The 19163-nt window shown below is 71.6% G+C and carries 20 protein-coding genes and 1 pseudogene; 15 read left to right on the forward strand and 6 right to left on the reverse strand.

What is annotated here, in order from left to right; translation table 11 throughout:
- Nucleotides 1–92 precede the first annotated feature (92 nt).
- Nucleotides 93–224 (reverse strand): annotated as a pseudogene (locus ACUW6W_RS03925) (ArsR family transcriptional regulator); the annotation flags it as partial.
- A 78-nt stretch (nucleotides 225–302) separates the two neighbouring features.
- On the opposite strand from ACUW6W_RS03925, the gene ACUW6W_RS03930 reads away from it, so the two are divergent.
- From ACUW6W_RS03930 to ACUW6W_RS03940, 3 genes are all read left to right on the forward strand, one after another.
- The gene (locus tag ACUW6W_RS03930) at nucleotides 303–677 is read left to right on the forward strand and encodes an ArsR/SmtB family transcription factor (protein ID WP_041103922.1); all 375 of its coding nucleotides are present in this window, start codon (nucleotides 303–305) and stop codon (nucleotides 675–677) included.
- On the forward strand, nucleotides 677–1588 hold the full coding sequence (locus ACUW6W_RS03935) for a cation diffusion facilitator family transporter (RefSeq protein WP_002854089.1): 912 nt from the start codon (nucleotides 677–679) through the stop codon (nucleotides 1586–1588). The genes ACUW6W_RS03930 and ACUW6W_RS03935 overlap by 1 nt, the downstream gene beginning before the upstream one ends.
- Before the next feature lie 64 nt (nucleotides 1589–1652).
- The gene (locus ACUW6W_RS03940; protein ID WP_002854087.1) at nucleotides 1653–1793 is read left to right on the forward strand and encodes a hypothetical protein; all 141 of its coding nucleotides are present in this window, start codon (nucleotides 1653–1655) and stop codon (nucleotides 1791–1793) included.
- A gap of 271 nt (nucleotides 1794–2064) precedes the next feature.
- Here ACUW6W_RS03940 and merA read toward each other — a convergent pair whose 3' ends face one another.
- The gene (merA, locus tag ACUW6W_RS03945) at nucleotides 2065–3528 is read right to left on the reverse strand and encodes a mercury(II) reductase (RefSeq protein ID WP_049146770.1); all 1464 of its coding nucleotides are present in this window, start codon (nucleotides 3526–3528) and stop codon (nucleotides 2065–2067) included.
- A 56-nt stretch (nucleotides 3529–3584) separates the two neighbouring features.
- Between merA and ACUW6W_RS03950 the strand changes: the two genes are divergently transcribed.
- Nucleotides 3585–3974: a heavy metal-responsive transcriptional regulator gene (locus ACUW6W_RS03950; protein WP_036382791.1), complete on the forward strand. Its 390-nt coding sequence runs from the start codon at nucleotides 3585–3587 to the stop codon at nucleotides 3972–3974.
- Between the two features lie 453 nt (nucleotides 3975–4427).
- Here ACUW6W_RS03950 and ACUW6W_RS03955 read toward each other — a convergent pair whose 3' ends face one another.
- The 4 genes from ACUW6W_RS03955 to ACUW6W_RS03970 all read right to left on the reverse strand — a co-directional run bounded on the left by ACUW6W_RS03955 (nucleotide 4428) and on the right by ACUW6W_RS03970 (nucleotide 8948).
- The gene (locus ACUW6W_RS03955; RefSeq protein ID WP_036337237.1) at nucleotides 4428–5444 is read right to left on the reverse strand and encodes a CNNM domain-containing protein; all 1017 of its coding nucleotides are present in this window, start codon (nucleotides 5442–5444) and stop codon (nucleotides 4428–4430) included.
- Nucleotides 5444–6865: a hemolysin family protein gene (locus ACUW6W_RS03960; RefSeq protein WP_041103920.1), complete on the reverse strand. Its 1422-nt coding sequence runs from the start codon at nucleotides 6863–6865 to the stop codon at nucleotides 5444–5446. The genes ACUW6W_RS03955 and ACUW6W_RS03960 overlap by 1 nt, the downstream gene beginning before the upstream one ends.
- Before the next feature lie 339 nt (nucleotides 6866–7204).
- Nucleotides 7205–7699 (reverse strand): GNAT family N-acetyltransferase, encoded by a 495-nt coding sequence (locus ACUW6W_RS03965; RefSeq protein ID WP_060973785.1) that lies wholly within the window; start codon nucleotides 7697–7699, stop codon nucleotides 7205–7207.
- 622 nt (nucleotides 7700–8321) lie between these two features.
- Complete coding sequence (locus ACUW6W_RS03970) at nucleotides 8322–8948, reverse strand: DJ-1/PfpI family protein (RefSeq protein ID WP_041102686.1); 627 nt, start codon at nucleotides 8946–8948, stop codon at nucleotides 8322–8324.
- Nucleotides 8949–9956: 1008 nt separating this feature from the next.
- Between ACUW6W_RS03970 and ACUW6W_RS03975 the strand changes: the two genes are divergently transcribed.
- From ACUW6W_RS03975 to lgt, 11 genes are all read left to right on the forward strand, one after another.
- A complete protein-coding gene (locus tag ACUW6W_RS03975) occupies nucleotides 9957–10220 on the forward strand; it encodes a phosphoribosyl-ATP diphosphatase (RefSeq protein ID WP_041102687.1) in 264 nt (87 codons plus the stop codon).
- Nucleotides 10221–10274: 54 nt separating this feature from the next.
- Nucleotides 10275–11123 (forward strand): ATP phosphoribosyltransferase, encoded by an 849-nt coding sequence (hisG, locus tag ACUW6W_RS03980; protein ID WP_041102688.1) that lies wholly within the window; start codon nucleotides 10275–10277, stop codon nucleotides 11121–11123.
- 46 nt (nucleotides 11124–11169) lie between these two features.
- Nucleotides 11170–11940 carry an imidazole glycerol phosphate synthase subunit HisF gene (hisF, locus tag ACUW6W_RS03985; RefSeq protein WP_041102689.1) on the forward strand — a complete coding sequence of 257 codons (771 nt, stop codon included), beginning with the start codon at nucleotides 11170–11172 and terminating at the stop codon, nucleotides 11938–11940.
- 116 nt (nucleotides 11941–12056) lie between these two features.
- Complete coding sequence (gene hisI / locus ACUW6W_RS03990) at nucleotides 12057–12437, forward strand: phosphoribosyl-AMP cyclohydrolase (RefSeq protein WP_036315375.1); 381 nt, start codon at nucleotides 12057–12059, stop codon at nucleotides 12435–12437.
- A complete protein-coding gene (locus tag ACUW6W_RS03995; RefSeq protein ID WP_069941448.1) occupies nucleotides 12434–13984 on the forward strand; it encodes a chorismate-binding protein in 1551 nt (516 codons plus the stop codon). The genes hisI and ACUW6W_RS03995 overlap by 4 nt, the downstream gene beginning before the upstream one ends.
- The gene (locus tag ACUW6W_RS04000; protein WP_036338648.1) at nucleotides 13984–14589 is read left to right on the forward strand and encodes a Trp biosynthesis-associated membrane protein; all 606 of its coding nucleotides are present in this window, start codon (nucleotides 13984–13986) and stop codon (nucleotides 14587–14589) included. Before ACUW6W_RS03995 ends, ACUW6W_RS04000 begins: the two co-directional genes overlap by 1 nt.
- Nucleotides 14590–14714: 125 nt before the next feature.
- A complete protein-coding gene (locus ACUW6W_RS04005; RefSeq protein WP_010078761.1) occupies nucleotides 14715–15038 on the forward strand; it encodes an HGxxPAAW family protein in 324 nt (107 codons plus the stop codon).
- 5 nt (nucleotides 15039–15043) lie between these two features.
- Nucleotides 15044–15850 (forward strand): indole-3-glycerol phosphate synthase TrpC, encoded by an 807-nt coding sequence (gene trpC / locus ACUW6W_RS04010; protein ID WP_036338642.1) that lies wholly within the window; start codon nucleotides 15044–15046, stop codon nucleotides 15848–15850.
- A 29-nt stretch (nucleotides 15851–15879) separates the two neighbouring features.
- A complete protein-coding gene (gene trpB, locus ACUW6W_RS04015) occupies nucleotides 15880–17205 on the forward strand; it encodes a tryptophan synthase subunit beta (RefSeq protein ID WP_070709870.1) in 1326 nt (441 codons plus the stop codon).
- Nucleotides 17202–18008, forward strand: a complete 807-nt coding sequence (gene trpA, locus ACUW6W_RS04020; protein WP_020624216.1) for a tryptophan synthase subunit alpha — start codon at nucleotides 17202–17204, stop codon at nucleotides 18006–18008. Before trpB ends, trpA begins: the two co-directional genes overlap by 4 nt.
- A 2-nt stretch (nucleotides 18009–18010) precedes the next feature.
- The gene (gene lgt / locus ACUW6W_RS04025; protein WP_020624215.1) at nucleotides 18011–19018 is read left to right on the forward strand and encodes a prolipoprotein diacylglyceryl transferase; all 1008 of its coding nucleotides are present in this window, start codon (nucleotides 18011–18013) and stop codon (nucleotides 19016–19018) included.
- Nucleotides 19019–19163 lie beyond the last annotated feature (145 nt).

Below are 19163 nucleotides of genomic sequence, written 5' to 3' on the forward strand. Positions count from 1 at the left end.
GATCAACTCCCATTGGGTGTCAGAGAGCATCTGGAACCGGGACATGTCCCCAGGGTCTCAGCTGACTCGTGCATCTATTCTCAGACACGCCCTAGGTCGCGGGCGAGTACCGCCGGGTAGCTCGGGCCCTCGAGGAGTGTCATGAGGATGCGGGAGCGGGTCGGGTCGGCCATCGCCCGGCCCAGCCGGTTCATCACGTCCAGCCGCGAAGCAATAGTCAGCATGCGCTGACCATACAGAACCTGCTGACCTCTCGTGTGTGGCTCCCGCTGCTGATATCTGCATAGGTGTATGGTCGTGGCATGAGTGTGACGCCGTTGGATTCGTGTCAGGTCACCGCCGTCCATCCGGAGAAGGTGGCGCTGACCCGGGAGAGGATCCCCGACGAGCGCGAGGCCGGCAGGTTGGCCGGGCTGTTCAAGCTCCTGGGGGACCCGCGCCGTGCCCGGGTGCTGTATGCGTTGCTGGAGGCCGGCGAGCTGTGCGTGTGTGACCTGGCGGCGTCGGTCGATGTCGCGGAGGCGTCGGTGTCCCAGGTGCTGCGGGTGCTGCGTTCCGCTGGGGTGGTCGAGAACCGCCGGGAGGGGCGGATGGTGTACTACCGCCTCGCTGACGGGCATGTGCGGATGCTGCTGGACGTCTCCCGTGAGCACGCCCGCCACGAGGGGCAGGGCTGATGGGGGCGGGACACAGCCATGCCCCGGCGACCGGGCATGCCGGTGGCCGCTACCGTCGGCGGCTGGCGGGGGCGTTCGCCCTGACGGCGGGCTTCTTCCTGATCGAGCTGGTCGCGGGGCTGGTGTCGGGGTCGTTGGCGCTGCTGTCGGATGCCGGGCACATGGCTGCCGATGTGGTGGTGCTGGGTGCGGCGCTGCTGGCGACGCGCATCGCGAGCCGGCCGGACTCCACGGGGCGACGCACCTATGGCTCCTACCGGGCCGAGGTGTTCGCCTCGGCGTTGGCGGTGCTGGCGATGCTCGCGGTCGGGGTGTACGTGGTGGTCGAGGCCATCAGCCGGCTGGGCGACGCGCCGGAGGTGGCCTCCGGCGCCATGCTCGCGGTCGGCTTCGCCGGCCTGGTGATCAACATCATCTCCATGCTGCTGCTGCGCAGCGGGGCCAAGGACAGCCTGAACGTCAAGGGCGCCTACTACGAGGTGATCGCCGACGCCGCCGGGTCGGTGGGTGTCATGGTCGCCGGCGTGCTGATCATCCTCACCGGCCAGCCGATCTGGGACGTCGTGGTCGCGGCGCTCATCGCGGTCTTCGTCATCATCCGGGCGGTGGTTCTGGGCAGGCAGGTGATCGCGGTGCTGGGCCAGCACGCCCCGGAAGGGGTGGACCCGGAGGACGTCGCCGGTGACCTGGACGCGGTCGAGGGGGTGGAGGAGGTCCACGACCTGCACCTGTGGACCCTGACGTCGGGGATGAACGTGGCCACGGCCCACCTGGTCGCTGACCAGGGCGCGGACCACGGCGCCGTGCTTGCCGGCGCGCGCCGGGTGCTGCGCGACCGTTACGGTATCGCCCATGCCACCTTGCAGGTGGAGGGCGCCGGCAGCGACGGCTGTCACGACCTGAGCTGGTAGCACTCGGCACGGAAGCCCGCTCGCGAGAGCCGCACATGCTTGAGCAACGTCTTAGGAGCGCGCGATGACCGCGAAGCACGGCAAGGGCCCCGGGCCGGACGAGGGCCAGCGGCCGGCCCGGCGCGGGGTGGTGCTCACCCTGCTGGGGATCGGTCTGGTCGCCGCGGCTTACGTGGTGACGATCGTGGTCATGGTGGTGCGGTGACGCGGCCCAAACGGACCGCGGCCTCATGGCGGCGCCGCAAGGCGGTCATCGCGTCGTCCAGTGCTGTCCTCGTCGGGTCGAGCACGTAGAGGTCGTGAAGACGTCCAGATATAGGCCTGGGACGGGAGTTCTTGCATCGACTGAACTCCCCGGTGGTTGCAGGTCCGATACGCAGGGGTGCCAGTAAGTAGGGCTGATCGGCGCCCATTTTCTTGTCTCGCGCCCCGGGGCGAGGCGGTCCCCTATCGGTGTCCCTGTGTGCGGGGCAGGTTCACGCCGCGCAGCAGGAGAGCTTGGCGATGTCGGTGGTGAAGGCCTGCGCGGTGAGCTTGAGGCCTTCGGCCATGGTCAGGTAGGGGCTCCAGAGGTTGGCGACCTGGCTGGTGGTCATGCCGGCCTCGAGCATGTAGACCCCGGCGGCGGCGAGGTCGCCGGCGTCCTGGGCCAGGGCGGTAATGCCGATGATGCGGCCGGTGTCGGCGTCGGTGACCATCTTGATGAACCCGCGGGTGTCGCGGTTGACGATCGCGCGTGGGACGTGCGCGAGTGACAGGACACGGCTGTCGTAGCGGATCCCGGCAGCGGAGGCCTGCCGTTCGGTCATCCCGACGGCGGCCAGGGCGGGGCTGGTGAACACGACCCGGGGCAGGTGGCGGTAGTCGACCTCGAGGCCGGCGCCGGTGAGGGCGTTGTCGGCGACGAGGGCGCCGTGGGCCGCGGCGACGTACACGAACTGACGGTGGGCGGTGACGTCACCGGCAGCCCAGACGCGCGGGTTGGTGCTGCGCAGATGGCTGTCGACAACCACCTCGCCGTGGTCGCCGGTGCGCACGTCGACGGTGTCGAGACCGAGCGTGGCGGTGACCGGGCGGCGCCCGGTGGCGACGAGTACCTCGGCCGCCCGGAGTTCCTGTGAGCCGTCAGTGGTGGTGGCAGTGACCGTGACCTCGCCGGTGGCCGGGTCGCGGCGGACCGCGCTGGGCACCGCGCCGCGGATGATCTGGATGCCTTCGTCCGTGAAGATCTCATCCAGGGCGGTGGACGCCTCGGGTTCTTCCTGGGACGCCAGCCGTGAGCGGACCAGCATGGTGACCCGGACGCCGAGCCGAGCGAAGAGCTGGGCCTGCTCCATCGCGACGTAGCCGCCGCCGATGACCAGCAGCGACTCCGGGACGTGGTCCAGTTCCATCGCGGTGGTCGAGGTCAGGTAACCGGCCTCCTGCAGGCCGGGGACCGGCGGCGCCCAGGGCCTGGAGCCGGTGGCGATGAGGTAGTGCGCGGCCCGGACCGTCTCCACCGTGCCGTCAGGGCCGGTGACGCGCAGTGCCGGCTCGCTGGGTGTGCCGACGAACGTGGCGTCCCCGGGGTGGAGATCCCATCCGTACTCGGTGGCCAGGTCCAGGTACTTCTCGCCACGCAGTGACCCGACGAGCCGATCCTTGCCGGCGATCAAGGCGGGCATGTCGACCGGCCGGACTTCGGGGAGCGGCAGGCCGGGGAACCGGGAGGCGTCGAGTGTGACGTGGCGGGCCTCGGCGGTCGCGAGCAAGGCCTTGGAGGGCACGCACCCGGTGTTCACGCAGGTACCGCCGACGGTGCCACGCTCGATCATCACCACCCGTCTGCCGAGGTTGGTGGCGCGGATCGCGGCCGCGAACGCCGCCCCACCGAACCCGATCATTGCCAGGTCATACGACCTGCTGTTAGCCGTTGCCGTCATGAACTCCTCCTTCATCGCCCTCAGGATCGACCTTCCAGTGCACTGGAAGGTCAAGGGGGAGAATGAGTGGCATGCGGATCGGTGAGGTGGCTCGGGCGTCGGGCACGACGAGCAAGACCCTGCGGTACTACGAGGAGGTCGGGCTGCTACCCGCCGCGGACCGCACCCCGGCGGGCTACCGGGACTACGGCGCCGAGGTGCTCGACCGGCTGGACTTCATCCGCCGGGGGCAAGCGGCCGGGCTGACCCTGGCCCAGATCGGTCAGGTGCTGGACATCCGCGACCGGGGGCAGGCCCCCTGCCGGCACGTCACCGACCTGCTCGACACCCGCCTTGATGTGATCGACCGGCAACTCGCCGAGCTCGCGCAGCTACGCACCACGATCGCCGACCTGCGCGAGGACGCCGCCGCCGGCGACCCGGCCACGTGCTCCCCCGAGGATGTCTGCCGCTACCTGTGACACCGAAGTTCACGGGCCCGTGGCAGCGCATGGCGGCCCACTCTGTTGCGTTGGGGTGTTAGACCTTTCGCAACGGTTCTGTTGCGCGGGGTGCACCCTATCGCGACGCCTATTCCTCCGGCCTGCCGTCGGCCGCTGTCCCGGTGAAGGATCGGCTTGCGGAACGTGAGCCTCACTCGCAGCGCCCTCTTGCCCGCGTGCTTGGAGGCCGCCACTGAGCTCCGACAGAACCCCGCCATATAGCGGCGCAAGCCACACATGACACCGGGCGGCACACCGAGCAGCCGCCACAAACGACCGATTTAGCCGTTACACGCCCGTGAGTCGGAGCATGACTGAGCCCATTGAGGCCGGAATGGGGGGCGAGGCCACTGTGCCGATTCTGATTCTTTGTCCACACCACCGCGGGGGCCGTTTCAGCGGCCCCCGCGGTGGTGTTGCCGAGGTGTGGACTCAAGCCGCGCGGGGCAACACTCCGCGCAAGACGTCGGTGAGGGTGACGACCCCAGTGAACCGGTTGTCCTGGGTTACTGCGGCCAGCTGGCGGCTGTTGCGGCGCATGGAGGCAAGTGCTTCGTGCAACGGTGTGGTGGAGGGCAGCGTCAGAGCCTGCTGGATAAGCGGCTGGATTGGCGCAGAAGGCTCCATCGTGAGGGTGTCCCGCACGTGGACGACGCCCGGAACGCTCTCAGGGGTATGGTCCGGCTGGACCAGGATACGCAAGTGCCCTGAGCACGCAGCGGCATTCTGGACCGCCTCGACGTCGGCGTCGGGGGCGACCTTGACCGGGTGCTGACCCTGGGGGAGGAGGTCCCCGAGAGTGAGGGTCTGAAGGTCCAGGGCACCGGCCAAGGCTTCATGGTTCTGCCGGTCCAGGGTGCCGGCGGCGGCGGAGTGCTCAACCAGCTGACGAATGGCCGCTGCGTCGTAGCCGCCCACGGCGGCTTGGTCCACGGGGGTGACGCCGCTGAGGGTCACCAGGCGGTTGGCCAGCCGGTTGGCCAGCAGCAGCAGGGGGCGAACGGTCCAGACGAAGGCGCGTGCGGGCACGGCCACGGCTTTGGCTGCGGTCTCGGGGTGGGCAATGGCCCAGGACTTGGGGGCCATCTCCCCGATGACCAGGTGAAGGAAGGTCACGGCCAGCAAGGACAGGACGAAGGAGGCGGTTCCGGCTGCCGCTGCGGGGATGCCCCAGTCCTCCAGGACGGGGCCGAGCCATGCGTCGACGGCCGGCTTGGTGATCGCCCCCAGGGCGAAGGTGCACAAGGTGATGCCCAACTGGGCTGCGGCGAGCATGAGGGTCAGCTCGTCGACTCCCTTGAGAGCGGCCCGCGCGGCGCGGCTGCGTCCTGCCTCGGCCTCTAGCCGGTGCCGGCGGGCGCCCAGCAGGGAGAACTCCATGATGACGAAGATCGCGCTGAGCACGATCAGCGCTGTGGTCACGAGCATGACGATCAGTGGACCGTGCATCATCGCTCCTCGTCCGTGGTGGCGTCGGGCTGGGCCTCGTGGGCGGCATGGCTGCCGGCGGTGTCAGAGCGGGGCACCTCGATGAGGTGGATCCGCAGTCGAGCCGGGACCCTGCGTTGGATGGAGAGGACCTCGACCTGCAGGTGGCGGTCGTAGACCTCCTCAGCCCCGAAGTCTCGTGGGTCCTCGGGCAGGTCGATCGTGATGACCTCGCCTTCCCGGGGCAGACGGCCCAGAGCGTCGATGGTCAGACCGGCGGCGGACTCGGCCTCGGTCACGGGCAGGGGGTGCCCGACGAGGCGCTCGAGCTCGTCCAGGTGGGCCTCTGCGCTCAGGACCCAGGAGTGCAGGCCTGTGGCGGTGATCTCCTCCTGGGGGTGCAGGTCGTGCTCGTCCGTGAGCTCGCCCACGAGCTCCTCCGCGAGGTCTTCCACTGTGAGCACGCCGACGAAGCCGCCGAACTCGTCCACGATGCACGCCATCTGCTGCCCTGAGCCGTCGAGCTCCCGGGCTGCGTCGGGCAGGGACATCATCGTGGGCAGCACCAGTGCAGGGCGCATCAGGGCGGACACGGGGGTGTCCGGGGCCATCCGGGTCTCACCGAGCAGGTCGGTGAGGTGGACTACCCCGAGCGGTTCGTGTTCGTTCGAGATCACCGGGTAGCGGGTGTGGCCGGTGGCCATCAGGTCGCGCACCTGAGCCAGGGAGGTCTGGGGCTGAACCTCGTCCACACGCGAGCGGGGCACCATCGCGTGCTGCACGTCCTGGTCTGGGAAGTCCAGCACCCGGTCGATCAGGACGGAGACCTCCGCGGGCAAGGATCCGGACGCTCTGGAGTCCAGGGCAATGCGGTCCAGGTCCTCGGCGGTGGCGGTGCTGTCGACGTCGTGCACTGGCTCGATGCGCAGGAGCTTGAGCAGCACCTCGGCCGCCTTGTCGAAGACCCAGATGAGCCAGCCGAACAGGCCGAGGTAGATCTGCGTGGGCCTGGCCAGAGCGCGGGCCAAGGGCTCGGGGTTGGCGATGGCCAAATTCTTGGGGTACAGCTCGCCGATGATCATCTGCACCAGGGTGGCCACCATCAGTACGCCCAGCGTGGAGATGGCGATGACCACTTCAGAAGGCAGTGCGGTGCCGCCGAGCAACTCGGTCAGGGCCGCACCCACCATCGGCTCTGCCACGTAGCCCACCATGAGGCCTGTGACCGTGATCCCCAGCTGCGCGCCGGAGAGCATGAAGGAGGTGCGGCGAGTGACCTGCAGTGCGCGGGCGGCGGCGCGGTCGCCGGCCTTGGCGGCGGTCTGCAGGCGGACGCGGTCGACAGACATGTACGCGAATTCCTGGGCCACGAAGAAGCCGTTGGCGGCGATGATCGCCAGGATGATGAGGGATCCGAGGATCAGTGTCAGGACTGGATCCATGCCTGAGTCACCTCCCCACGAGGTGCAGGCGACCCCGCCAGCTGCGGGGTGGGGTGGGGGTGACGCTCGGACTGTCACCAGGGCAGGCGGCTGGGCCGTCGCTCATGTATTCAGGGGCTCCAAAAGGGGTCGAATGAATAATGGCGGCACATTACCACCGGTAACCGGTCGCAGGGCAGGGTGGGGTGTGGCCTCGCCGCCGACATCGGGCATCTGCCCGCCAGGATGTCCAGCCGGGTATGAGTACGCGACACGACTCCATCCTGTCGCCCAATACCCTGCCACGTTGGGAGACACGCCCTCGACGCCCCAAGGCGGGGGACGTGGGGGAGGGGCCGGTCATCCCCTGGGGGTCACCGGGCCCTCCCATCGGACTTCGCCGTCCACGACCTCGCCGGTCGGGCTCATTCCGATACGACGGGCCACGGCGACTGACGCCTCATGGTCGGGGTGGATATGGGCGATGACCTGTTTCGCGCCCATGTCCGCGAGTTCAGCCAGCAGGAGAGCAGCTGCTGCTGAGGCGCAGCCCTGGCGTTGCCACGGTGCTCCGATGACCCAGGCGATTTCGGCGGGCTGGCCAGAGACCGGGATAGTGGCTTGAACGTAGCCGAGTGCTTCCCCGGAGGTCTCGAATACCACCACGTGATTGAGCCAGGTCTCGGTCTCATCAGCCGAGTGGCCCCGGCTCTGAAGGGTGTACTGGCGGGTGAGCCCCTCGACGGTCGGCGGTTCACCCCCGGTGTACTGGTAGAGGGCCGGGTCGGCTAGGACCCTGGCCATCTCGGGTGCATCCCCCGGGGAAAGTGGCCGGAGGCGAACCTGTTCCGTCATGAGGGCAAGCAGAGCCCGGCGGGCCGGAGATGTCAACCAGTTCGTCGGCGCCGGTCGAAGTGAAGTACCTGGTCCCTGCCTCGGACAGTCTCGAACTTGTGTCCATGCATATGGCGCGAGCCAGGATGGCCACAAACGACCGATTGAGCCGACCGGATGCCCCCCGAAGGAGCCCCTGCCCGGAGTGCCGGGAGGACCACGAGAGCGGACGATGACCACGACGCCCCCGCGCAGCAGCGCGAGGGCGTTCGCGTTGGGCTCGGTGGCCACCCCGAGCCCCGCCGCTGCGTTGGCCCCGGCACGACCCCAGGCTGCCCTAGGCCCCACCCCGTGGCGGAAGCAGTTGGAGGTGCCCGCCCGGCCCCGAGCGGACACCACCCCCTGTCGAGGACCCTGCGGGACCACGCTGGTACGTCAGCCGGCGTGCGCTGGACAGGTGTCCGCGTGGTCCTGTGGATGGACCGGCGCAGGAGAAGATGCCCCTGGGGCACGTCGCCGGCGCATGTCGGTGAGGCCCGAAGGGAGAGGAGTGCGACACGATGTGGGAGCCACCGGTCGTGGGAGGCAACGACGACGGCTCGGGGTAGTCCGGGTCGCCGCCATGGGGTCGGAAGGGAAGAGATCAGCTCAAGCCGTGGCGGGCGGCGAACGGGTCCCGGGAGCTGTCCGTGTGGGGCTCGTACTCTGCGCGGCGTGTGGCCGCTTCGGCGACGGCCTCGCCATGCAGCTCGGTGATCAGTGCGGCGGTCATGTCCATGCCTGCGGCTACACCAGAGGACGTCCACCGGTTCCTGTCCTGGACCCACCGGGACTGTGCCTTCCAGTCCACGTGCGTGCCGAAGCCGGCGGCCCACGTGAAGGCACGTTTGTTCGAGGTCGCCTGATGACCCTCGAGCAGACCGGCCGCGGCGAGGAGAGCCGAACCGGTGCACACGGAGGCGAGGATCTGCGCTGTGCCGGCCACATGCCGCAACCAAGTGAGGAACTCCTGGTCGTGCACGAGCCGCCGGGTCCCCTGGCCGCCGGGGACCAGCAGGATGCCGGGCTGGGCGAGGTCTGCGTAGGCGAGGTCTGCGACGACCTGGGCGCCGTGGGAGCTGGTGACCGGGCCGGGCTGAGGGCCGACGTATTCCACGCTCACTTGTGGGACCAGCCCGAAGAGCTCGGCGGGGCCGAAGACATCCAGCAGTTCGAAGCCCTCGAAGAGCACGATGCAGACACGACGTGGTGCCGGGGGAGTCGCCGTCATGTCGCCCATCCTCGCACCGGCCGGCAGCACAGGGTGTTGAACGCCGGGTTCGGTGGAGGATGATTCGCTGCGCTATCCCCGGTGCCGAGTCCTCGTTGGGCCAGCCCCGCGCCGTCAAGTCGGGTATACCCCTTTACCCGCCCCGCCCACCCACAAGGCCATCGCGTCAGTCACGGCCCCGGCCCGGGCTGTTGGACAGAAGTGGAGGAGGGTCCATGACGTGGTGGGACAGACCGTCGGGGACCTGCAGGCCAGCCCCGGTGGGAGTCGGCCGACGCCCCGCACGGTGGTGCGCCGGCGCGGGGGACGGAATGGGGCACCTTCATCATGGTGGGTCATGGTCCAATCCGAGGGTCCGAGCACGGCGTTCTGCTCCCCGTCTAGGAGGGGGAGGAGGGCCACGCCGGCGATTCCTCCGCAGGACCGCTCGCCAAATCATGCCGGTTCCCCGTCGGCGACGTAGGCGCGGCCGCGCCGCCCACCAGTGGCCTCCGGGACCTGGACCCGAGGTCAGCACGCGTGGACAGTCCACGAGATGGATGCGTGCGTCGCCCAACAGATCTGTGCGGTGGGCCCGGGCGGAGTTCGGGGCAGTGATCTACCGGGCGGTGTCACAGGTGTGCAAGGAGCGGTGTCGTCGCTGGGGTCAGGAACGAGCGTGTCGTGCCCACCTGTCGGAGCTCGCCCGGGCCGTCCGTTCGGACCGCACGGGCGCGTTCAGCCCGTCCCCCCTCACCCCCCACCGCGTGGGCCGCTGGGAGGTGGATCGGATGGCCGCCCGGAGGACGACCGAGTCTCGTGGATTCGTCCTGGAGCCGCGATGCCTCGCGCTCGTGTCCCGATGGGGGATGGAAGAGCATGCAGGCCGGGGAGGGGGAGGATGCTGGGCGGCCTGGACGTACCACGTGGGCTCACAGGTGCAGCGCGTGGCGAAGACCCCGCCGTCCCGTCCGTCACAATGACCGACTGCGGTCCGGGCTGGAGGGGCCGGGTCGCTAGGGTGGTCCCGTGAAGACCTTCGACGAGCTGTACGCGGAACTGACGCGCAAGGTGCAGGAGCGCCCCGAGGGCTCCGGCACCGTGTCCCAGATCGACGCCGGCGTCCATGCGATCGGCAAGAAGGTCGTCGAGGAGGCGGCCGAGGTCTGGATGGCCGCCGAGTACGAGTCGGATGAGGCCGCCGCCGAGGAGATCTCTCAGCTGCTGTACCACGTGCAGACCATGATGATCGCCCGCGGTATCAGCCTCGAGGACGTCTACCGTCACCTCTGAGGCCGCCGGCCCCATTCCCCGCCCGCCCCACCGCATCCCCGAGGAGACCGACGCGTGCTGCGCATCGCCGTGCCCAACAAGGGCGCCCTGTCCGAGTCCGCCCGCGAGATCCTGACCGAGGCCGGCTACCGGCAACGCCGGGACTCCCGCGAGCTCGTCCTCGTGGACCCCGAGAACCAGGTGGAGTTCTTCTACCTGCGCCCACGGGACATCGCCGTCTACGTCGGCCAGGGCACCCTCGACGTCGGTCTGACCGGCCGCGACCTGTTCTGCGACGCGCAGGTGGGGGACACCGCCGAGGAGATCATGCCGCTCGGCTTCGGCCGCTCCGTGTTCCGTCTCGCCGCCCCCGCCGGCTCCTTCACCTCCGCCGAGCAGCTCGCCGGCAAGCGCATCGCCACGAGCTACGACGGCCTGCTCTCCGACTACCTGGCCCGCACCGGCCTGGACGCCACGGTGGTGCACCTCGACGGCGCCGTGGAGTCCTCCGTCAAGCTCGGCGTGGCGGACGCGATCGCCGACGTCGTGGAGACCGGCAGCACTCTGCGCGCCGCCGGCATGGAGGTCTTCGGCGAGCCCATCCTCGACTCGGAGGCCGTGCTGATCGGCCGCGCGGGGGAGCGCCCCGAGGGCCTCGACGTGCTGCTGCGCCGCCTCAAGGGCGTGCTCGTGGCCCGCCGCTGGGTCATGATCGACTACGACATCCGCCGTGACCTGCTGGAGGCGGCCACCGCGGTCACCCCGGGGTTGGAGTCACCGACGGTCTCCCCGCTGCGGGACGAGACGATGGTCGCCGTGCGCTCCATGGTCCGCAAACCGGACGCCAACCGCGTCATGGACGAGCTGTACGCCCTGGGCGCCCGCGGCATCCTGATCTCCGCGATCCACGCGATCCGCCTCTGACGGCCCGCGCCGTCCCGCCCGAGCCCCCCGAGACGAAGGAGCCGACGTGAGCCTCGCCGTGCGTGTCATCCCCTGCCTGGACGTGGACGCCGGGCGCGTGGTCAAGGGCGTGAACTTCGAGAACCTGCGTGACGCGGGCGACCCGGTCGAGCTCGCTCGCCGCTACAACGCCGCCGGCGCCGACGAGCTCACGTTCCTCGACGTCACCGCCTCCACCTCGGACCGCGCCACGACCTACGAGGTCGTGACCCGCACGGCCGAGGAGGTCTTCATCCCGCTGACCGTGGGCGGCGGCGTGCGCACCGTCGAGGACGTGGACCGGCTGCTGCGCACGGGGGCGGACAAGGTCTCCGTCAACACGGCGGCCGTGGCCCGGCCCGAGGTGATCACGGAGATCACCCGCCGCTTCGGGTCCCAGGTCCTCGTGCTCTCCCTCGACGCCCGGCGCACGGAGGACCCGGGCTGCGCCTCCGGCTACGAGGTCACCACCCACGGCGGCCGCCGGGGCACCGGCATCGACGCCGTCGCCTGGTGCCGGGAGGCCTCCGAGCGCGGGGTGGGGGAGATCCTGCTCAACTCGATCGACGCGGACGGCACCCGCGAGGGCTTCGACCTGGAGATGATCCGGGACGTGCGCGCCGTGACGCGCGTGCCGCTGATCGCCTCCGGCGGCGCCGGCGAGCCCGAGCACTTCCCGCCCGCCGTCGCGGCCGGCGCGGACGCGGTGCTCGCCGCCTCCCTGTTCCACTTCGGCCCGGACGACATGCTCGCCCGCGTCAAGGACGCCCTGCGGCAGGCGGGGCACACCGTCCGCTGACCCCGGACGGAACCGTCCGCGCGGCGGCCGCGTCGTCGCGGGGGCGCCGGCCCGAGGGTGCGGGGGAGCCTACCCCGGCGGCCACGCCCCGCTCCGGCTCCCTAGACTGGACCTCCATGAGCATCTCCCCGCCCGACGACCTCGTGGCCACCGTGACCTTCGACGACCGGGGCCTGGTGCCCGCCATCGCCCAGCAGGAGGGCACCGGCGAGGTGCTCATGATGGCGTGGATGAACGAGGAGTCCCTGCGCGCGACGCTCGAGACCGGCTGGGCCACCTACTGGTCCCGCTCGCGCGGCGAGCTGTGGCGCAAGGGGGAGACCTCGGGCCACCTGCAGCGGGTGCGCGCGGTCCACGCGGACTGCGACGGCGACACCCTGCTGCTCACCGTGGACCAGACCGGCCCCGCCTGCCACACGGGCACCCGCACCTGCTTCACCGGCCGCGAGATCGTCATGCCGGCGGCCGCCGTCGACCCCGAGGAGGCCGCCCGATGACCGCCGCCACCACTCCCTCCCGTGCGGAGTTCCTGCGTCTGGCGGACACCGCCCGCGTGATCCCCGTGGTCCGCACGGTGCTGGCGGACGGCCTCACGCCGCTGGCGATCCATCGGCGCCTGGCCGGCTCCCGCCCCGGCACCTTCCTGATGGAGTCCGCCACCCCGGGCGCGGCGTGGTCCCGGTACAGCTTCATCGGGGCCGGCTCATCCGTCACCCTGACCTCGCGGGACGGCGAGGCGCACTGGCAGGGCACCCCGCCCGAGGGGCTGCCCACGCAGGGCCGCGCCCTGGACGTGCTCGCCGCGTGCCTGCGCCTGCTGCGCACGGACGTGCGCGCCGAGGTCGGAGGCGCTCTGCCGCACCTCGTCTCCGGCATGGCCGGCTTCCTGGGCTGGAGCACGGTCCGCGCGTGGGAGCGCCTGCCGCACCCGCCCGAGGACCACCTCGGCCTGCCCGACCTCGCGATGAACCTCGTCACCGACCTGGCCGTGCACGATGCCCTGGACGGCACCGTGACGCTGATCGCCAACGCGGTGAACGGCAACGGCCTGGCCACCGGCGCGGACCGCGCCTACGACGACGCGCTCGCCCGCCTGGATGCCATGGTCGAGCGCCTGGCCGCCCCGGCCGCGGACCCGGTCAGCGACGTCCCGCGCCGCTGGCTCGAGGCGGACGCGGACGGGGTCGCCGCCCAGGCCGAGGACCGGTGGGGTGCCGAAGGCTTCCGCGAGGCCGTCGCGAAGGCCCAGCGGGCGATCCGTGACGGCGAGGTGTTCCAGGCCGTCGTCTCCCGCCGCCTCTCGGTCACCACGGACGCCACCGGTCTGGACGTGTACCGCGTCCTGCGCACGGTGAACCCGAGCCCCTACATGTACCTCTTCTCCTTCGAGACCCCGGACGGGGAGCCGTACGAGATCGTGGGCTCCTCGCCCGAGGCGCTCGTCACCGTGCGGGACCGCCGCGTGGTCACCCATCCGATCGCCGGCTCACGGCGGCGCGGGGCCACCGAGAAGGACGACCGCCTCCTCGGCAAGGACCTGCTGGAGGACGAGAAGGAGCGGGCCGAACACCTCATGCTCGTGGACCTCTCCCGCAACGACCTCTCGCGCGTGTGCCGCCCCGGCACCGTCGAGGTCACCCAGTTCATGGAGCTCGAGGCGTTCAGCCACATCCTCCACCTGGTCTCGCACGTGGAGGGCCGCATGCGCGACGACGTCGACGCGCTCGACGTCCTCCGCGCCGCCTTCCCCGCCGGCACGCTGTCCGGCGCCCCGAAGCCCCGCGCCCTGCAGCTGCTGGACGAGTGGGAGCCGACCGAGCGCGGGCCCTACGGCGGCGTCGTCGGCTACTTCGACCTGGCGGGCAACATGGACATGGCGATCAACATCCGCTCGGCCACGCTGCACCGCGGCCAGGCACATGTGCAGGCCGGCGCCGGCATCGTCGCCGACTCCGATCCCGACGCCGAGACCGCCGAGACCGTCACCAAGGCGACGGCGCCGCTGCGGTCCGTGCTGACCGCGGGCGAGCTGGGGCAGGCGTGATGCGCCGCCGCACCGTGGTCCTCGCCGCGCTGGCCGCCGGCGCGCTCGTGCTGCTCACGGCGGGCCGCACCTGGGTGACCGCCACGGGCCTGTCCGGCGGGATCGCCTCCGAGGCGACGACGTCGGGCGGCGCCGCCGCGCCCGTCGCCACCGCCATGGCCCTGGTCGTGATGGCCGGTGCCCTCGCCCTGACCACCGCCCGGCGCCTCGGCGCCGTGATCGTCGGCGTGCTCATGGCGCTGGCTGGGGTCGTGATCGCCTCGACCTCGGTCACCGCCGCCCTGGATCCGGCGACGACGGCGGCCGCCGCGGTCGCCGACGCGACCGGGACCACTGCGCTCGCGCAGGACTACGCCGTGACGGCGTGGCCGTGGGTCGCGGCGGCTGGCGGCGTCCTCGCGGCGCTGTGCGGCGTCGTGGCGGCACTGGCGGGCCGTGGCTGGCGTTCGTCCCGGCGCTACGAGAAGGCGCCTGCGGCCTCCGAGCCCGGCCCGGCCGCCGCCGGGGAGCAGCCCGCGCAGTCCGCCCGCGAGGCGGCCCAGCGCCGGCGCGTGGACCAGATGGACGCGTGGGACGAGCTGTCCCGCGGCAACGACCCCACGTGAGTGCCCGTCTCTCGGACCGCCCCGCACCGCCCGGGTCGTCCCGGGTCACGCGGGCCCGGTCCCGTGCCCGCATGGCACAATGAGGGACAGTCGTCATGTACACCACGCACCAGTGAGGGACAGCCATGAGCCACACCGCGAACACCGCGCACACCGAGCCCACCACCCGTCGCGCCGCCCGCCGCGGCGCCGTCGAGGACGTCGTCGTCACCGAGGACGGCCTGGTGCTCAACGACCCGACCCACCTCGAGCTGCCGGGCCACGGCAACTCGCCCGGCGCGTGGGCCATGGTGGCGCTCGTGCTCGTCGGCTTCGTGGCCGGCTGCGTCGGCCTGCTCGCCGACTGGAGCGTCGTCGTGTGGATCGGGCTCGCCCTGATGGCCGTGGGCGTCGTCGTGGGCATCGTCGCCGGCAAGGCCGGCGCGGGTCGCGGCCAGCACGGTCACTGATCCGCGTGTCCGTCCTCCAGGAGATCATCGACGGCGTCCGTGAGGACCTCGAGCCTCGCCGCCGTGCCCTGCCCGAGGCGCGCCTGTCCGAGCTGGTGGCCGCCGCCCCCGCGCCGCGTGACGCCCACGCGGCCCTGCACGGCGGACGCACCGACCCCGCGGGGATCCGGGTGATCTCCGAGGTGAAGCGGGCGAGCCCCTCCAAGGGGGCGCTCGCCGAGATCCCCGAGCCGGCCACCCTGGCCCGCGCGTACGAGCGCGGCGGCGCCAGCGCCGTCTCCGTGCTCACCGAGGCCCGCCGCTTCGGCGGCAGCCTGGCCGACCTGGACGCCGTGCGTGCCGCCGTCGATCTGCCGGTCCTGCGCAAGGACTTCACCGTCACCGAGTACCAGATCCACGAGGCCCGCGCCCACGGGGCCGACCTGGTCCTGCTGATCGTGGCCGCCCTCGACGACGCCGAGCTGGCCGGCTTCCTGCAGCTCACCGAGTCCCTGGGCATGCACGCCCTCGTGGAGGCCCACACGCCCGAGGAGATCGAGCGCGGCGTCGCCGCCGGCGCCCGCATCCTCGGCGTCAATGTGCGCAACCTCAAGACCCTCGACGTCGACCCGGCCCGCTACGCCGCGCTGGCCGACGGGCTGCCCGAGGACGTCGTCCGGGTCGCCGAGTCGGGCGTCGAGTCCGAGGAGCAGATCAAGGCCTACGCCGCCGCGGGCGCCGACGTCGTGCTCGTGGGCGAGGCCCTCGTGCGCCACGGCGCCCCCGAGGAGGCGCTGCGCGCGTTCCGCGCCGCGTCCCTCACCGTCCGCTGACCGAACCAGACCCGAGGAGCGTGGTCGCCATGAGCGCCGACCGTCCGAGCACCGAGCCCGCGATCGAGTTCGAGGGGCCGTATCAGGGTCAGGCCGGGCCCTACTTCGGCGACTACGGGGGGCAGTGGATGCCCGAGTCCCTCATGGCCGCGCTGCAGGAGCTCACCCGCACCTACGAGGAGGCGCGGCAGGACCCCGCCTTCGAGGCCGAGCTGCGGACCCTGTTCCGGGACTACGTGAACCGGCCCTCCCTGCTGAGCGAGGTGCCGCGGTTCGCCGCGGACACCCCCGGCGTGCGCATCTTCCTCAAGCGCGAGGACCTCAACCACACCGGCTCGCACAAGATCAACAACGTGATCGGCCAGGCGCTGCTCGCCCGCCGCATGGGCAAGACGCGTCTGATCGCGGAGACCGGCGCCGGCCAGCACGGCGTGGCCACGGCGACGGCGGCCGCGCTGTTCGGCATGGAGTGCACCGTGTACATGGGGGAGGAGGACACCCGCCGCCAGGCCCTGAACGTGGCCCGCATGCAGATGCTCGGCGCTGAGGTGATCCCCGTGGCGATCGGCGCCCGCACCCTCAAGGACGCGATCAACGAGGCCCTGCGGGACTGGGTCGCCTCCGTGGACACCACGCATTACCTGATGGGCACGGTCACGGGCCCGCACCCGTTCCCCGCCATGGTGCGCTACTTCCACTCCGTGATCGGCGAAGAGGCCCGCGAGCAGATCCTGGCGCAGGCCGGCCGCCTGCCGGATGCCGTCGCGGCGTGCGTGGGCGGCGGGTCCAACGCGATGGGCCTGTTCCACGGCTTCCTCGACGACCCTGGGGTGGAGCTCTACGGCTTCGAGGCCGGCGGCGAGGGCCTCGAGACCGGCCGCCACGCCGCGTCCATCACGCTCGGACGCACCGGCGTGCTGCACGGCGCCCGCACGTACCTGATGCAGGACGAGGACGGGCAGACGATCGACTCCCACTCGATCTCCGCGGGCCTGGACTACCCGGCCGTCGGCCCGGAGCACGCCTTCCTGCACGACACGGGCCGCGCCGTCTACGAGCCGGTCTCGGACACCGAGTGCATGGACGCCTTCCTCCGGCTCACGCGCACCGAGGGCATCACGCCCGCCATCGAGTCGGCCCACGCCCTGGCCGGCGCGCTGCGCCTGGCCCGCCGCTGGGCGGACGAGGGCCTCGTGGGGCCGGACGCCCCGGAGGGTCAGGAGCGGATCATCATCGTGAACCTCTCCGGCCGCGGGGACAAGGACGTCGCCACCGCGGCGGCCTGGTTCGGCCTCGGCACGGCCACGGAGGAGAAGGACCCGCTCGAGGAGATGACCCCCGGAGAGGAGCAGTGACCGGCATGACCGTGCACTCCAAGACCGCCGCGGCCCTGGATGCCGCGAAGGTGGCCGGCCGCACCGGCCTCGTCGCCTTCCTGCCGGCCGGCTACCCGTCCGTGGACGAGTGCGTCGAGGCCGTCGTCGCCGCCGCGGACAACGGCGCCGATGTCATCGAGCTGGGCCTGCCCTACACGGACCCCGTGATGGACGGCCCCGTGATCCAGGCCGCGACCCAGGCCGCCCTGCAGGCGGGTTTCCACGTGGCCGACGTCTTCGACATCATCCGACGGGTGACCCAGCGCACTGACGCCGCGGTGCTGGTGATGACGTACTGGAACCTCGTGGACCGCATGGGCGTCGACGAGTTCGCGCGCCGCCTCGCCGAGGCCGGGGGCGCCGGTCTCGTCACCCCTGACCTCGTGCCCGAGGAGGCCGGCGCCTGGATGGAGGCCTCGGACCGTCACGGCCTGGACCGCGTGTTCCTCACCGCGCCCTCGTCCACGGACGAGCGGGTGCGCCTCACCGTCGACTCCTCCCGCGGCTTCGTGTACGCGGTGTCGGTCATGGGCGTCACCGGCACCCGCGACGCGGTGTCCACCGTCGCCGAGACCGTGGTCCGCCGGGCCCAGGATGCCGGGGCGGAGCACGTGTGCGTCGGCCTCGGCGTCTCCCAGGCCGCGCACGTCCGCGAGATCGGCGCCTACGCCGACGGCGCGATCGTCGGCACGGCCCTGGTGCGCGCGCTGACGGACGGCGGGCCGCAGGCCGTCGGCGCCCTCGCCCGCGAGCTGGCCGCCGGCGCCGTCCGGGAGGGCTGAGCATGACCGCCCTGGCCTCCCTGGCGTCCCCCGCCGCCCTCGCACCCCTGGCCGCGTTCCCCGCCCCCACCTGGGACGGCTTCGAGATCGGCCCGGTGAAGATCCACGCGTACGCGCTGAGCATCATCCTGGGCATCGTCCTGGCGCTGTGGCTCGCCGAGCGTCGGTGGCGCGCCCGCGGCGGCCCCGAGGACCGTGTGCTCGACATCGCCCTGTGGGCCATCCCGTTCGGCTTCGTGGGCGGTCGGCTCTACCACGTGTTCTCCTCACCGGACCGGTACTTCGGGCCCGGCTTCGACGGCACGGGCGACCCGATCCAGATCCTGTACGTGTGGAACGGTGGACTGGGCATCTGGGGCGCGATCGCCCTCGGCGCCGTGGGCGCGTGGATCGCGTGCCGCCGCTACGGGCTGCGGCTGACGGCCTTCGGCGACGTCGTCGCGCCGGGCATCCTGCTGGCCCAGGCCATCGGCCGGTGGGGCAACTGGTTCAACCAGGAGCTCTTCGGCGGCCCGACGACCCTGCCCTGGGGGCTCGAGGTCGACCCGGCCAGCCCGAACTTCCCGGCCGGCTACGCCCCGGACACGCTGTTCCACCCCACGTTCCTCTACGAGTGCCTGTGGAACCTGGCCGGGGTCGCGCTGCTGCTCCTCGTGGACCGCGCGCTGCACCTGCGCCACGGCCTCATGCTGTGGTCCTACGTCGCCTGGTACACCGTGGGCCGCACGTGGATCGAGATGCTGCGCATCGACGACGCCGAGATGGTCACGCTCTTCGGCGTCACCCAGCGGCTCAACGTGTGGACGTCCCTGCTGGTGTTCGTCATCGCCCTCGCGTTCATCGTCGGGATCCTGCTGCGCCATCGCGGCGCGGCCGCCGGCCCCCACGCCCACCAGAGCGTGTGGCGCGCCGGGCACGCCCCCGAGGGCGACGACGGCGCCGCCGTCGCCGCGGGCCGCTCCGGGTCCCACGCCGTGGGCGCGGCGGAGGACGACGCCGTCCGGCGCTGACCCGCTCCCCGGCGCGCCCGCGAGGGGCGCCCGGGGCCCCGGTGTCCCACATGGTGGACATTCGGCGTGTCACAGTAACGTCCGGTTCCGCACAGTGGGACGTCGCGCCCGGTAGTGTGTCTTCCACCTCGGGGCCGTCGGCCCC

The organism is Micrococcus sp. 093350064-1, assembly GCF_053627955.1.